The sequence below is a fragment of the Bradyrhizobium sp. B124 genome (genome assembly GCF_038967635.1).
In the GTDB taxonomy this organism is placed as follows: Bacteria; Pseudomonadota; Alphaproteobacteria; order Rhizobiales; family Xanthobacteraceae; genus Bradyrhizobium.
Genome location: NZ_CP152413.1, coordinates 1,263,439 through 1,278,819, shown reverse-complemented (window position 1 = coordinate 1,278,819; position 15,381 = coordinate 1,263,439). Strand labels below are relative to the sequence as shown.

13 protein-coding genes are annotated in these 15,381 nt (G+C 63.3%); 7 read left to right on the top strand and 6 right to left on the bottom strand.

Features of this window, described 5'->3' with window-relative positions:
* Positions 1 to 6 precede the first annotated feature (6 nt).
* The 6 genes from AAFG13_RS05870 to AAFG13_RS05845 form a co-directional block, all read right to left on the bottom strand.
* Positions 7 to 831 (bottom strand): phosphatase PAP2 family protein, encoded by an 825-nt coding sequence (locus AAFG13_RS05870; RefSeq protein ID WP_212314847.1) that lies wholly within the window; start codon positions 829 to 831, stop codon positions 7 to 9.
* A 41-nt stretch (positions 832 to 872) separates the two neighbouring features.
* The gene (locus AAFG13_RS05865) at positions 873 to 2,603 is read right to left on the bottom strand and encodes an adenylate/guanylate cyclase domain-containing protein (protein ID WP_342711414.1); all 1,731 of its coding nucleotides are present in this window, start codon (positions 2,601 to 2,603) and stop codon (positions 873 to 875) included.
* 903 nt (positions 2,604 to 3,506) lie between these two features.
* Positions 3,507 to 4,541 (bottom strand): ABC transporter permease, encoded by a 1,035-nt coding sequence (locus tag AAFG13_RS05860; protein WP_212314841.1) that lies wholly within the window; start codon positions 4,539 to 4,541, stop codon positions 3,507 to 3,509.
* 12 nt (positions 4,542 to 4,553) lie between these two features.
* Positions 4,554 to 6,056, bottom strand: a complete 1,503-nt coding sequence (locus AAFG13_RS05855; RefSeq protein ID WP_342711413.1) for a sugar ABC transporter ATP-binding protein — start codon at positions 6,054 to 6,056, stop codon at positions 4,554 to 4,556.
* A gap of 9 nt (positions 6,057 to 6,065) precedes the next feature.
* A complete protein-coding gene (locus tag AAFG13_RS05850) occupies positions 6,066 to 7,100 on the bottom strand; it encodes a sugar ABC transporter substrate-binding protein (protein WP_212314838.1) in 1,035 nt (344 codons plus the stop codon).
* 88 nt (positions 7,101 to 7,188) lie between these two features.
* Positions 7,189 to 7,614 (bottom strand): globin, encoded by a 426-nt coding sequence (locus AAFG13_RS05845; protein ID WP_342711412.1) that lies wholly within the window; start codon positions 7,612 to 7,614, stop codon positions 7,189 to 7,191.
* A gap of 209 nt (positions 7,615 to 7,823) precedes the next feature.
* On the opposite strand from AAFG13_RS05845, the gene AAFG13_RS05840 reads away from it, so the two are divergent.
* From AAFG13_RS05840 to AAFG13_RS05810, 7 genes are all read left to right on the top strand, one after another.
* Positions 7,824 to 8,444 (top strand): DUF2946 domain-containing protein, encoded by a 621-nt coding sequence (locus tag AAFG13_RS05840; protein ID WP_342711411.1) that lies wholly within the window; start codon positions 7,824 to 7,826, stop codon positions 8,442 to 8,444.
* Between the two features lie 84 nt (positions 8,445 to 8,528).
* Entirely contained in the window at positions 8,529 to 10,913 is a 2,385-nt protein-coding gene (locus AAFG13_RS05835; protein ID WP_342711410.1) for a TonB-dependent receptor, read from the top strand.
* An 11-nt stretch (positions 10,914 to 10,924) separates the two neighbouring features.
* Positions 10,925 to 12,151, top strand: coding sequence for a sialidase family protein (locus tag AAFG13_RS05830; RefSeq protein ID WP_342711409.1), 1,227 nt, complete (start codon positions 10,925 to 10,927; stop codon positions 12,149 to 12,151).
* Complete coding sequence (locus AAFG13_RS05825) at positions 12,148 to 12,645, top strand: TlpA disulfide reductase family protein (RefSeq protein WP_342711408.1); 498 nt, start codon at positions 12,148 to 12,150, stop codon at positions 12,643 to 12,645. The genes AAFG13_RS05830 and AAFG13_RS05825 overlap by 4 nt, the downstream gene beginning before the upstream one ends.
* 34 nt (positions 12,646 to 12,679) lie before the next feature.
* Entirely contained in the window at positions 12,680 to 13,207 is a 528-nt protein-coding gene (locus tag AAFG13_RS05820) for a copper chaperone PCu(A)C (protein WP_342711407.1), read from the top strand.
* Positions 13,208 to 13,214: 7 nt separating this feature from the next.
* A complete protein-coding gene (locus AAFG13_RS05815) occupies positions 13,215 to 13,742 on the top strand; it encodes a DUF1775 domain-containing protein (protein ID WP_342711406.1) in 528 nt (175 codons plus the stop codon).
* A gap of 3 nt (positions 13,743 to 13,745) precedes the next feature.
* Complete coding sequence (locus AAFG13_RS05810; RefSeq protein WP_342711404.1) at positions 13,746 to 15,323, top strand: copper resistance protein CopC; 1,578 nt, start codon at positions 13,746 to 13,748, stop codon at positions 15,321 to 15,323.
* The last annotated feature ends 58 nt before the right edge of the window (positions 15,324 to 15,381 follow it).

The window sequence follows — 15,381 nt, the reverse complement described above, 5'->3', positions numbered from 1 at the left end:
ATCTCGCTACCATTCGGTCTGCGCGAGCGCGAACGTGGCGGCATAGAACGGGCAAGCCGTGAGGAAGGGTTTCAAGGCGAGCGCTGACCTGGCGCCTGCATCAATGTCCTCGCGATAATGCAATCCCGCGATCATCCGGTTCATCGCGACTCGCGCAGCCAACGCGCTCAATGCCTGGCTGTATTGAGGCAGCAGGTCGGCAAGGCATGCGGACGTGAGCGTGCCGATGAGCGCATGCCCGGCCGGATAGGCTGGATGCCCCGGGACCGCGACCGGCGGATACAGTGTCGGGCAGACCTGGTTTGGTCGCGGCTGGTACCAATAGGGTGGGGGGGCGGCACCAGCCATGTTCGAATACTGGAGCTTGAGCTGGACCATCGTGAACTCGCCGATCCGGGCCATGATCTTCATCAGCAGGAACGTGTGCGGGTAGGATGCGGCATTGATGTTGAGAAGCTGCAGCCAGCGCAGCTGAAAATTCTGATCTTCCTCCACGATTTCGCCCAGCGCTTCGGGTCGCTCCGCGACCGCCAGCACAAGGAGTTCGTCGATCATCTGCGTCGTGACCGGGTAGGTGGGGGGTGGTAGCGCGACCGCCGCCTGCCAGTGCTGGCCTCCGATCTGCTGCGCCAGGAATTCGGGCAGGATCGCCGTGGCGCGCAAATCCGGATCCCATTCCGCTTCCGTGAACTTCGCGTTGTACGCCCGTGGTATCGCGATCTCGGCAAGGGGCCGGTCAGCCCGCATGGCATAAACGGGCGTTGCATTGCCGCCACCCGAGCCGCCTGTCCAGTTGCCTCCGAACCCGCTTCCGAACCAATTGCCCCCCATCACGGACCTCCTGTCGTTCGCTATGAAAATGCACCACGACTTCAGTCTGGCAAACCCGCCTGCCGCAAATGATCGATGAAGCGCTCCCGCAGACCTTCTCTGAATGGGCACCGCTCACTGTAGGCCGAAAGTTGGAATCGAGGTTGTATCTCAAGAAGAGTCTTGGCGACGGCCCGCGCTTCTGCGCCTCGGCCACTCGCAACATAGGCCGCTGCCAGGACACGCAAGTTGGCGGATAGCCGTCCGTTTAAAGCAGCGGTCTTGCGTGCCCAGACGACCGCCTCATCGAAATTGCCACTGATGTAATGCGCTTGGCCGAGGAACATCAGGTAAAAATATGCCTGTGTGTCGGCCGGCGATAGACGCAATCCCTGTTCAGCGCGCGTGATCGCCGATTGCCCCTCCTCAAGGTAGCCGTACACGCCGCTGCTAAGCGTCCAAGCCATAGCATTTCCGGGCGACGCGCTCAATGCTCTATCAAAGAGGTCGAGCGCCGCATCATAGTCTTTGAATAAAAGTGCTTTGGTGTGCCCAAGAACGGCCAACGCGAAGCCGTCAGCCGGCGCACGATCGACCGCGGCAGCGGCAAGGCGTGCACTTTCCGCCGCGTCGGGGCCGCCCTCGGCGCCCCAGCCTTGTGCGACATTGTGAATGTGCCAAAGCGCGGCATAGGCATAGGCGGTCGCATAATTCGGATCCGAAGCGATCGCGGCCTGCAACAATTCGCCCGCTCGGCCGAAGTCGAAGAAATTCATGCGATACATGAAGTCGATCGCCTTCATGAGCAACTCATAGGCATTGAGATTGTCCGAACGCTTGCGGAGCGCCCGCTTCAGCTCCGCCTCGCGGACCTGGGGAGCAATACTCCACACGATGCGCGTGGCAATGCGGCTCTGAAATTCAAATAGCTCGGAGACATCGCCGTCATAGTGATCTGCCCACAGCACGATGCCGGCTTCGACGTCCTTCAACTCCACTCCAATGCGAAGCTGCTTGTCGGCCCGGCGGATGCTGCCGCTCAAGACGTAACGGACGCCGAGTTCTTGGCCGACCTTCTGGCTGTCGACCGGTCCGGTACGATAGGGAAGCGTGGACATGCTTGAGATGACGAACAGGCCACGGATGCTCTGAAGCGCCACAACGATCTCGTCGGCCGTCCCATCGCCGAAGTAATCGTCCTCCGGGCTTCCTTGCGTACGAAACGGCAGCACCGCGATGAAGGGCACCTTGGCCTGACGGCTCGCCCGGCTTGGCGGCAATCGCTCGGCCTCCGGCAGCAGGAGAGAGTAAGCGTGGACGGGTCGCGAAAGGTGCTTGAGCCGGAGCAAGCCGAGATCTTCGACAGCTACCTCGAGCCGGTCCTTGATCTCCTGGAACATCTCATCTGAAATTATGACGCCGCCAGCCGGCGCTGACTGCTCGAGCCTCGCCGCTATGTTGACGCCCTTTCCGAAAATGTCCTCCGATTCGACGATGGTCTGTGCAACGTTCAGACCCATCCGGAATTGTATCTTCCGATCATGTCCTTCTCGGCTCTGCACCGCGGCCACTTCATGCTGCAAGGCGACCGCGCACCGCGCGGCATCAAGCGAGGAATCGAACGAGGCGAGATAGCCGTCACCCGTATTCTTCACGATCTTGCCGCGATAGGAGACGATGCACGGGTTGATCACGCCAAAGCGAAGCGCGCGGAGGCGGACGTGAGTGGCTTCCTCCGCCACTTCGGTGAGGCGAGCATACCCGACGACATCAGCAGCCAGAATAGCGAGCACGCGCCTCTTCGGCGGAGATTCCCCAGTACTGACCCCCGGATGGATCACCGCTATTGCTCCGCGACGTTGCCGAACATGATCAGCATAGCATGACTTGACGCCATTGACAGCGCTCGCCGAACGCCCTGCATTCCAGGACAAATCGACCGTGCTTGCGCGCGGTCGGCGGCTTGGGGTTCGCTGAGGGCGCCCATGCCACTGAGTTGCCCGACGGCGCAAGCCCCCGTAGCAAAAATATTTCGCTTTATCAGAAGGGCAACTCAATATATGAATCCGCCCGTCTCACCCGATCGAGGGTGCGCTTCGCGGTCGTCACGAACGTGGGTCGAGATGCGGTGGACGCCGAATGCGCAGTCGACGAATGCGCATGATGCGGACGGCGAAGTCGTGCAGGCCTGACGCCCTAGTGGTAGGTGTCTTTTCGCGAAGCGCGATGCGCCTTGCGAGAACGGTGACAACAAAGCCCGGTCTCGCCGGGGAGAGCACGTATAAGCCGTAAGCCATCGCGCAGGGAAGGCCGGGTTGTTTCCGGTTACACCTGTGGTCCTACCGCCCGTGCTTTCTATCCTATGCACGGGGCCCATGGGTGCGATCGGCACCCGGCTTTCCCTGCGCCCTCTTCAAGAGAGAGGGCGGAACGAAGAGCAAAGCTCGGGCAAATTATGTCGCGAGAACGCGAAGCTGCGTCCCCATACTCATCGTCGTCCTGGCGAAAGCCAGGACCCATTACCCCGAATGATCATTGTTACGCGACGTTGGGATGACGAGTCCCGTTCACAATTCACGCGGCGGCGTATGGGTCCTGGCTTTCGCCAGGACGACAGCGGTGGATGTGTCGCGATATCGACAACTGGAGAGGACGAGCGCTTCCATCACCATGATGCTGAGCCGGCCTTAGCCAGTTCACTCCGCCGCCTGCTCCCGTAACCGCTGCGCGTAGACGTTGATGATCAGCGCGGCGAGCAGGATCAGGCCGCGGATCAGGATTTTCAGGAAGCTGTCGATATTGACGTGGTCGAGGCCGTTGTTGAGCACGCCGAGCACGAACAGGCCGACGATGGTGTTGCCGATGCCGCCGCGGCCACCGAACAGGCTGGTGCCACCCACCACAACGGCCGCGATCGAATCCAGGAGATAGGTGTCGAACTCGTTCTGCTGCGCGCTGCCGAAATGCGCGACGCCGAGCATGCCGCCGATCCCGGAGCAGACCGCCGAGATCACCATCACGCTGCCGAGGATGAGCTTGACGTTGAGGCCGGCAAATTCCGCGGCCTCGCGGTTGCCGCCGACCATGTAGACGTAGCGGCCGAACCGCGTGTAGGTCAGCACGAGATGGCCGCCGAGCAGCATCACCGCGGCGACGATCACGATCCAGGGGATGCCGCCGATCGAGCTCGAGCCGAGCGTCGTGATCAGCGGCGGCACCTTGTAGGCGATCTGGCCGCGCACCAGGAGCGCCGAGACGCCGGCCGCGATCTGCATCATGGCCAGCGTCATGATGAAGGAGGGGATGCCGATGATGGTCAGGCCCAGCGCGTTGACGAGGCCGAGCAGTGCGCACAGCGCCAGCGCCAGCAGGATCGCGGCAAAGCCCGACATCGGGACATTGGCGATGTTGACGTAGGACTCCTGCAGCGTGAAGTACGCCACCGCAATGCCGGTGACGTTGGCGATGCTGGCAATCGACAGGTCGATCTCGGCGCACAGGATCACGAAGGTGAGGCCGACGGCGATGATGCCGGTGACCGACACCTGCGTCAGGATATTGCCGAGATTGTCGATAGTCGCAAAGGAGGGGCTGGCGATCGCGAAGAAGCCGCTGAGAAAGATCAGCGTCAGGAACGGCGCGATGTTGCGCATCTGCGAGCGCAGGAACGGCGCCAGCCCGCGTGGCCGCTTGTGATCGGCTGGGCTCGTCGCGCTGTCACTGCTCGCCATCATCCCACTCCATTAGGCCGCCTCGAGCAGCCGATCCTTGCTGACCGCTTCGCCTGCGAATTCGCGCACCACCGCGCCGCGCTTGAGCACCAGGATCCGATCGGCCAGCGACAGCACCGTTTCCGGCTCGGTCGACAGCACGATGATTGCAAGGCCCTTGGCGCGGAGGTCGCGCACGATGTTGATCACGTCGTTCTTGGCGCCGACATCCATGCCGCGGGTCGGCTCGCACAGCACCAGCAGGCGCGGCGGGTAGGTCAGCCATTTCGCCAGCGCCACCTTCTGCTGGTTGCCGCCGGAGAGCATGCCGAGATCAAGGCCGACCACCGGCGGCCTGATCTGCAACTGCTCGACCTGGCGCTGGGCGATGGCGCGCTCGCGCACAGGCTTGAGCAGCAGCGCCGAGATCCGCTCGAGGATGCTGATCGAGATGTTCTTGTAGACCGGCTCCTGGTGGAACAGCATGGCGCGGCGGCTCTCCGGCACCAGCGCGACGCCGGCCCGCCGCGCCGCCGCGGTGCTGCGGAATGTTTTGGCGGAGCCATCGACAACAAGCGTTCCGCCGTCCGGCCGGAGCTTGCCGAACAGAATCCGCGACAGCTCCAGTTGCCCGCAGCCCATGAAGCCATAGATGCCGAGCACTTCGCCGGCGCGGGCCTCGAACGAGACGTCCTGCAGGCTGCGGCGCAGCGAGAGCTGAGCGACCTTCAGCACCGTCGAACCGCCACCGGGTTGCGGGAGCATCAGGTCATCGGTGTAGCTGTGCTCCAGCGCCTCGCCGCCGCGGCCGATCATGGCTTCGATCAGCGCGCCCTTGGTGGTGTCCTTGGACGCGGTCTCGGCGATCTTCCGCCCGTTGCGGAACACGGTCACCACGTCGGAGACCCGCAGGATGTCCTCGATGAAATGCGAGATGAAGACGATGCTGGTGCCTTCGTCACGAAGCCTGTGCAGCGTCGTGAACAGGCGTTCGACCTCGGGCGGGGAGAGCGTGGAGGTCGGCTCGTCCAGGATGATGATGCGCGCGCCGGAAAACAGCACGCGGGCGATCTCGATCAGCTGCTGCAGGCCGATCGGCAGGTCGCCGAGCCGCGTCATCGGATCGACGTCGATGCCGAACCGGGACAGCTGCTCGCCGGCCTCGCGCGCCATCCGCCGCCATTGCACGAAGCCGAGGCGGTTGGTCGGCTGGTTGCCGAGAAAGACGTTCTCGGCGACGGTGAGATCAGGCGCGACGCTGAGCTCCTGATGCACCATGCCGATGCCGGCGGCGTGCGCGTCGCGGGTGGAGCGGAAGCGGGTTTCCTTGCCGTCGAGCACGAAACGGCCGGAGAACTCCGGATGCACGCCGGCGATGATCTTCATCAGCGTGCTTTTTCCGGCGCCGTTCTCGCCGACGAGACCATGGATCTCGCCGGCGTGCAGCGCGAAGTCAACCCCACGAAGGGCTTCGACACCGCCGAAGGCCTTCGTGATCTGGTTCAACTCGAGGATCGGGGAGCGTCCCTGCGACATGCGGACCGCTCAGATCAGGAAGTGATCCTCCATCCATTGCATGCCGGCGGCGTTGGCCTTGGTCACGACGGGACCATCGGTCACGACGTTCTTCGGAATCCCCTGGCCGCTCTTCTCGCCGCCGACCACGGCTGCGACGCCCGCCACGATCGCGCCGCCATGGATGCGGCAGGACGGATTGCGCACGGTTGCGTACATGCGGCCTTCGCTGACCGCCTGGATCGCCGGCGGCATGGCGTCGACGCCGCCGATCAGGATGTTGGTGCGGTTGTGCGCCTTCATGATGTTGGCGGCGGCAAGCGCCATGTCGTCATTGTGGAAGAAGGCGGCGTCGATCTGCGGATACTTCGTCAGATAGGTTTCCCAGAGCCGGGCGGTCTTGGAGACGTCCCAATCGGCGGGCTGGGTATCCAGCACCTCGATGTTCGGGAACTGCTTCACGACGGAGTTGAAGCCCTTGGCGCGGCCCTGCGCGCCGGTGTGGCCGAGCGCACCCTGGGTCATGATGACCTTGCCCTTGCCGCCGATCGCGTTGCACAGCGCCTGCGTCACCGAGGCGCCCATGAACTCGTTGTCGGGGGCGAGGAACGAATGGACATTGATCTGGTCGAGCGGCGCGATCAGCGTGTCCATGTCGATCACGGGGGTGCCGGCGTCGATCATCTTCTGCACCGGCTGGGTCAGCGTGCCGATGCCGAACGCCTGGATCGCGACGAAGTCCCATTTCTGCGAGGCCATGTTGTCGATCGCTGCGCGCTGCTTGACGGCATCGAGCTGGCCGTCGAACCATGTCACCTCGACATTGAACAGCTTGCCCCAGAATTCGGCGGCCTGCTTGCCCTGCGCGCACCATGTCGCCTGCAGTCCGGCGTTGGAGAACGCGGCCTTCAGCGGTTTTTCCGAACGTCCCATTTCGGCTGCGAGCGCGGACGTCACGCCCATTCCGCCGAACAGGCTGGCCGCAGCTCCGCCTGCCGCCGCCAATTGCAGAAGATCGCGCCGAGTCGTCGACGCCTTGTCCATCCCCTTGTCGGTCCCTGGCATTGTTTGCTCCCTCTTGGTTTTTCTGACCGTCGGCGTCAGTTGCACGCGCCGCGGATAAAGGGAGTGTGTCACAATCGGAACGGTGACGCTACGCCTTCGCGTCCACGAGATGTTTCTGCTGCAGCACGATGGCCTCGATGTCGCGAAGCAGCTTGTGCCACGCAGCATCGACGTCCGCAGACCATTGCTCACCGAGAATGTCGCGCAAGCAGTCCGCGATCACGGCAAAGAATGCGACGAACAATTCGCGCGGCGTCCCATAGGCATCATGCGAGAACACCTCGGATTCGATCAGGCGAAAATGTCCGCGGCGCTCGCCCACGAAATCGAGGATGGCTTCGATCGCGAGCTGCAGCATCGAGCCTTTCACCGGCTCGCTGCCTTCGGTGCGAAACATCGTCTGCGCCTCGGGATGTTCGCGAAACAAGCGCTGGTACACCAACGGCGTCAGATCATCGCAAGCGGCTGCTGCGAGTTCAAAGCTGCGTTCGATTGGATTCGACGATGGAGTCATAGCGCTGTGCGATCATCACATAAAAAAAGAGCAGGGCTCCAAGCCCTGCTCCAAAAATTGTGTCGACCCTATTTGCCCCAAAAATTCGGTTTGATCTTGATTGATGGGGTGACGCTGCTTGTGCGCGTCGGGCTCCTCCCGAGACTTGGACCACCAGGACACACCTCGCGGCTGGCCTGAGCCCGAATTGGTAGACTATCTTTCCAGCCTTGTCATCATTTTCGGCAACGATTGTTCAAATTTCGAGCAATTTGCGAAATGATTGGGATGGTGCCACCGGCAGTTGCGAAAGCGAGCTGAAAACACGTGACAGGGTAAGGGGATACAAAGGCCTGTGGAGTGGCCGTAACGCAAGTGTCACGCCCGGCAATTTCCGTCAGCCGGAAGAAACGAGCGATGTCGATGATCTCGACTTCCGACGGCTGTGGTGGTTAGTTCCGTCCCGGATGGGTTTTGCGATGCGCCGGCGGCTGAAGATTTTTCTGCCCATAGTCCTGGTTGCCCTGCTGGTGCAGATTTTCTCACCGATCGGGGCCTGCTGGGCGGCGAGCTTTGCCGCGTCCGACCCGCTCGCGGCCGCCACCATCTGCCATGGCAATGCCGGCTCCGGAGCCGGGCAGGGTGACCAGTCCGGTCATGATGCCCATGACGGCTGTTGCTCCGCATGCAGCGTGCTGCAGACCGGTGCGCCCGTTGATAGCCCGGAGACGACGGCTCACGCCGTCGAGCGGCCTTCGACGCGGATCGCCTGGCTTGATTTCGCCGGCGAGTTCGATCGCTCGCAGGCGCGCCTGTCCGCGCAAGCCCGCGCGCCGCCGGTTTTTTCCTGACGACGTTCTCGCTGCCGGTGCGCGTCGCGCGTCGGCGAGTGCCTTAGAGCAAGCCGGCCGCAGAGCCGGTGTCAGGATTCATCCATGTTTCGACTTCATCCGCGGGCCGGAGCCAGTGCGCTCACGCTGGGCCTCGGGCTTTCCATGCTTACAAGTTGGGCAGAGGCCCAGACGACGCTGCCGTCCGTCACGGTCGATGCGCCGCAGGCCGCGCGAGCGAAACCGGCAAGGTCCAAGCCGAAGACGCGCGCGGTTGCCGCCCGGCGGCCCGCACGGCCGCTGGCGCCCTTGGCCGTGGCGGCCGGCCGCGCGCAGCGCATCACGCCCAGCGCGGCGCGGGACAGCCTGAACCAGGGGCCCGCCGGTCAGACGCAAACCACCGTCGATCGCAGCCAGTTCGACAATCGGCGGTCCTTCTCGGTCGCGGACGTGTTGCGCGACAGTCCCGGCATCTCGATCAAGCAGGGCAACGGCCCGCGTGATTTCGGCATCTCGATCCGCGGGTCGAATGCTCGCAATGGCTTCGGCATCCGCAATCTGGTGATCTTCGACGACGGCTTTCCGGTCACTCAGCCAGACGGCCTGTCTCGCAGCGACCTGATCGATCCACACGCCTATGGCGCGATCGACGTGGTCCGCGGGCCATCATCGGCGCTCTACGGCAACTATGCGACCGGCGGCGCGTTGAATTTCCGGACCCGGCCGGGCGGCACGATCGACGGCGTGGAATACGGCGTCGACGGCGGCAGCTTCGGCTATCTCAACAACTATCTGGCCGCGGGCAAGAAGGTCGGCAATTTCGAGGGCTCGCTGTTCGCGAGCGACGCGCGTGGCGACGGCTATATCGGCAACAGCTGGTTCAATACCCAGACTGTCAATTTCCTCGGCACGTTGCAGGTCACGCCGGACGATCGTTTCACGTTCAAGCTGATCAATAATGACCTGACGGCGCGCCTGCCGATCCGCTCGTCGCTCAATCAGTTCAACCAGAACCCGTTCCAGCAGGGCTGCGCGACCGGAACGACGGCCGCGCCGGGGTGTGGAACCGTGACCTTGTTCAACAACGGGTTCAATTCGGCGGCAGGGACCGACAAGGAGACCGCTGTCCAGGCGGGTCTTGGGCGCGATGATCGCCGTACCATCGTCGGCGGCCGCTGGGAGCACGACTTCGACAACCAGACCACCTGGCGCAACCAGTTCGTCTTCGACGACCGCAATATCAGCCAACCGACGGGATCGACGAGCGCAATCGGTGACTTCCCGTCCTACAACTACATGAGCGACGTCGTCAGACGCGGCGACATCTTCGGGATGGATTCGACGGCCTATTTCGGCGGCTTCTACAATACGCTCACCGCTTCGAGCGACACGCGCAATGTGGTGCCGGGCGGAAATGCGACGCCTGGAAGCCTGTCCAGCAATCTGTTCAGCACGACGACGAATTACGGCCTTCGGGCGCGCGAGGAACTAAAGCTCACCTCTGCGCTGACAGCCGTTGCCGGTATCGGCTGGGAGACCACCAACCTCACGGGGCGAAACACTGCCTATACCTACACCGGCGCGGCCGGGGCGACGACCACGGCGATCACGGCCGCGGATCGGCAATTCCAGAATACCGCGCCTGAGCTTGCGCTGCTCTACCGGCTGAACAGCGACTGGCAATTCCGCGGCCGCGTGGCAACCGGCTATGGCACACCGCAAGTCAGCAATCTCTTCGTCCTGCCGAGCGGCGCTTCGGGCAATAACACGCAGCTGCAGACGCAGAAGAATCTGGGCTACGACATCGGCGCCGACTGGACGCCAAACAATGCGCTCAAGGTAAGCGTCACCGGGTTCTATGAATTCTTCAAGGACGAGCTCGTCTCGCAGGCAACTCCACAATCGGGCATCTCCTACACGTTCAATGCGCCGCGATCGGAACATCGCGGCGTCGAACTCGCCGCCGACTGGAAATTCCTGCCGGGCTGGCGGTTCTCGGCCGCCTACACCTATCTCGACGAGGTCTACACGGAATACGTCGAGAACATCACGAACGGCACTGTCTTCAGCTTCAATCGTGCCGGCAACAAGATTCCCGGCATCTCGCCGAACGAACTCACGACGCGGTTGGGCTACGACCAATTGTCGGGTCCGTTGCAGGGACTGGGCGGGCTCGTCGAGGTCCAGTGGAAGGATGGCTTCTACATGGACAACGCCAACCTCTTGAGGGCGCCCGGCTATGAACTCGTCAATCTCAACCTGCACTACACGACCGGTCTCGTCTCCGATTATTTCAAGACGCTGAATCTTTACGTCGAGGTGAGGAATGTTTTCGATCGGACCTACGTGGCTTCGGCGAACAACATCACGAATTCGGTGACCGCGGCGGGCATTCAAAATCCCGCGAGCGTACTGGCGAACTCGCCCAACTCGATCTATGCCGGATCGCCGCGCGCTTTCGTGGCGGGCATGAAGATTGCGTTCAAGTGAGGAGCGCATCGATGACATACCGCAAACCTGCGACTCTGACGGTGCTGGCAACGGTCATGCTTGCGGTCTTGCCGAACCTTGCCATCGCACAGATGAGCCATCAGCACGCCTCCGAAGCGGCCTGCGAGGAGACCGTGCTGCGCTGCGCGACCAAGGTCACGCCTGCCTTCGCGCCGGACGGGACGTTGTGGCTGGCCTGGATGGCCGGAGGCCAGATCTCCGTCGCGAGCTCGAAAGATCGGGGCAGGAGCTTTTCCACGCCGGTGCAGGTGACGCGGGAGCGGCTCAATCTGGATTGGGGGCCGGACGCGCGGCCGAAGGTTGCGATCGACGCCAAGGGGGAGCTCGCGTTGGCTTTCTCGACCTTCCGCGATCAAGCCTTCAACGGGCAGGTGCTGACCACGCGGTCGACCGATGGCGGGCGCAGCTTCGATCCGCCGAAGCCGGTCACCACCAACAACGAGAGCCAGCGGTTCGAGGCGATCGGCTTCGATCCAGCCGGCGCCGTGTTCGCGGTCTGGCTCGACAAGCGCAACCGCGTGCCGGCGCAGCGGCGCGGCGAGAAGTATGACGGTGCCGGATTGTTCTTTGCGACTTCGAAGGACGGTGGCGCGACCTATTCCGATGCGCGGCTCGTGGCCGACAACACCTGCGAATGCTGCCGTCTCGCCCTGGCGTTCGATGGTGCCGGCCATCCGGTGGTCGTGTTCCGGAATATTTTCGAAGGCGGCGTGCGCGACCATGCGATCGTGACATTCAACGATCTGGCTACGCCCGGCGAGGTGCATCGGGTGAGCCGCGACGACTGGCAGATCGCGGCATGCCCGCACCACGGTCCGAGCCTGACCATCTCGTCCGCAGGAACCTACCACGTGACGTGGTACACCAACGGAAAGGCGCGCAAGGGATTGTTCTATGCGCGGTCACGCGACGGCGGCAAAACCTTCTCCGATCCGCTTCAGATCGGTCAGCCGAACCGCAGCCCGTCACGGCCGCAGATCATCGCAGGGCCGCGGGGGCTTGTGATGGCCTGGAAGGAGTTCGACGGGCAGAAGACATCGATCAATCTGATGACGTCGCACGACGATGGAGCGACATGGTCGAAGCCCACTGATATCGCCGACACCGCCGACAGCTCCGACCATCCGCTGCTGGTCTCGGACAGTCGGCAGACCTACCTGTCGTGGATGACGAAGGCCGACGGCTACCATTTTCAAGCGATCGAGGGCGAACCATGAAACGTCATTTGCTCGCTGCTCTTGTCCTGCTCGCAACGCTGCCGTCCGCACTGGCGGCGGGCGAGGGCGCGCCGAAGCCGTTCGAACGCGGCAGCTGGCAGAAGCTGCTGCATGCGCATGCCGGTCATCCGACCCTGGTGCACTTTTGGGGCGTGACCTGCGGACCATGCAAGGTCGAACTACCGCAGCTTGGCCAGTTCATGAAGGATCATCCCGATATCGACGTCGTCACGATCAGCGCGGATTTGGTTCCGAACCTTCCCGAGGCGACGCGATCGATGCTGGATCACGCCGGGCTCGCTTCCGCCGAAAACTGGATTTTTGGCGACGGCTTTGCCGAGCGATTGAGATTTGAGATCGATCCGGCATGGCAAGGTGATATCCCGCGAACCATGCTGATCGCTCGTGACGGAACGATCACAACGATCGAAGGATCGGCCGAAATCGCCGATCTGAGCAAATGGTCTGAGGCCCACGCCGCAACAATCCGATAGCACAACTACTTCAATCTGAAAGGAAGCCGTCACCATGAAATCGTTCTCTCGCATCCTCGCCCTCACGACGCTGACTGCCGCGCTCGTGTCCACGTCCGTACGCGCGGAGGACGTCAAGGCCGGCGACCTCGTGATCACGCGGGCGTGGACGCGCGCGACGCCGAACGGCGCCAAGATCGGCGGCGGCTATCTGACGATCGAGAACAAGGGGACGACGCCCGACCGGCTGGTGTCGGGCTCCGGCGACGTCGCCGGCAAGATCGAAGTCCACGAAATGTCGATGGACAATGGCGTCATGAAGATGCGTGCGCTCGACAAGGGACTGACCATCGAGCCGGGCAAGATCGTGAAGCTCGCACCGGGCGGCTATCACCTGATGATGTTCGACCTGAAGAACCCGCTGAAGCAGGGCGACAAGGTGCCGGTCACGCTCGAATTCGAGAAGGCCGGGAAGGTCTCGGTCTCGCTGGACGTCCAGGCTGTCGGTGCGCAGGCGCCGGGTGCCGGCGACCACTCCGGCCATGGCGACCATTCCGGTCACATGGACATGAAGAAGATGTGAGGAAGCCATGCGATCACACACGCTCTTCATTGCCACGGCGGCGCTGCTCGCAGCGTCGCCGGCGGTCGCTCATATCACGCTTGAAGGAAAGCAGGCGGCGGTCGGTTCGTATTATAAGGCTGTCTTCGCCGTGCCGCATGGCTGCGCGGGATCGGCGACGATCAAGATCCGCGTGCAGATTCCGGAAGGCGTGATCGGGGTGAAGCCGATGCCGAAGCCCGGCTGGACTCTCGATACGGTCACCGGCAAATACGCCGCCCAATACGACTATCACGGCGCCAAGCTCTCCGAGGGCGTGAAGGAAGTCGCCTGGAGCGGTGGCAAGCTCTCCGACCAGAACTACGACGAGTTCGTGATGCAGACGTTTCTCACCGATACGCTGAAGCCGAACACCACGTTGTATTTTCCCGTCGTGCAGGAATGCGAACAGGGCGTCAGCCGCTGGATCGATGTTCCGGCTGAGGGGCAGGGCGGCTGGCACGACCATGGCAGCAAGACGCCGGCGCCCGGCGTCAAGCTGTTGCCGAAGTCGTAAGCCGTGCGGGCGGTCGCAAGTCTGGTTGTAACGGGCCTGGCTGCGCTGCTGTTGGCGCTGTGTCTTGCGACCTCGGCCCGTGCGCATGCCGTTCTGATCGCCGCTGAACCTGCGGATGGCAGCGTGGTGACGGAGGCACCGAAGACAGTGGTGCTCCGCTTCAACGAGGCGGTGGCGCCGACCGCGGTCAGCCTGCTCGACGCTGCGGGCAAGCCGCGCGACGTCGCGATCCGCGCCGTCGATCAATCTGTCATGGTGACCCTGCCGGCGGACTTGCCTCAGGGTACGCAGGTGGTCAGCTATCGCGTGGTGTCGCAGGACGGCCATCCGGTCGCGGGCTCGCTCTTGTTCTCGATCGGCGTCGTCACCGGCTCGGCGGCGCCAACTGGCGACGGCGTGCTGCATGCGCTGATCTGGCTGGCACGGCTCGGGCACTATCTCGGGCTGTTTGCCGGCGTCGGCGGTGTGTTCTTTGCTGCATGGATCGGGCAGGGCCCGGCCGGCGAACGGCTGATCATGTGGTCGCTGGCGATCGGCCTCATCGGCGCGGTCGCCTCGCTTGGCTTGCAGGGCGTCGACCTGCTGAACCTGCCGATCACGGGCATCCTGACATGGGCGGCGTGGGCCAGCGCCGCCGGCACCAGCCTGTTTCCTGCACTGCTGCTCGCGATTGCTGCGATGTTGATCGCGGCGATCGCCTGGCGCAGCCCGTCGTTCAGCGCGGCCTGGATCCGCACCGCGGTCGCAATGATCTGTGTCGGGCTGTCGCTTGCGGTCAGCGGTCATGCCACCACTGCCTCTCCGCAATGGCTGACGCGGACCGCGCTGTTCATCCATGGCGTTGGCCTGGCGTTTTGGATGGGTGCGCTCGGGCCGCTGGCGGTGCTGGCCTGGCAGCGCAAGGATTCGCTGCTGCGGGTGCTCGGGCGCTTTTCAACGCTTGCGGTGCCGGTCGTCGCGTTGATCGCCTTGTCCGGCCTGGCACTCGCTGTCGTTCAGCTCGAAAGCTTTGGCGCACTGATCGACACCGGATACGGCAACATTCTCCTCGTCAAACTTGTGCTGGTGTCGCTGTTGCTCACGCTCGCTGTACTGAACCGGCTGGTGTTCACGCCGGCGATCGCGCGCGAATTTCACCGCACGCGGCCGCTGCAGCGCTCGATCGCGCTCGAGTTCGTGCTGATGATCGCGATCCTCGGTCTCGTCGCGCTATGGCGCTTCACGCCGCCGCCGCGCGTGCTGGCAATGTCAGACGACGTTCCGCTCGCGGTCCACATCCACACCGATGCCGCGATGTTCCAGGTGCTGATCGCGCCGGGCAAGGTCGGACAGAACGAATTTGTGCTGCAACTGATGAACGGCGACGCGAGCCCGTTCGCCGCCAAGGAGGCGACGTTGACGCTGAGCCTGCCGGATCGCGGCGTCGAGCCGTTGGAACGCAGCGCCGCGCTGGGTCCCGACGGCTATTGGCACGTGAAGAAGGTGCCGTTGCCGGTCCCGGGCCGCTGGCACATGCAGATCGACGCCCTGGTGACCGATTTCAGGAAAGTGACGCTGGAAGACGATTTCGAGGTCAGGTAAACGCACGATCAGCGCGCCGGGCACGTCGGCGGGACGCAAATCGCTCAAATGGCGGAAA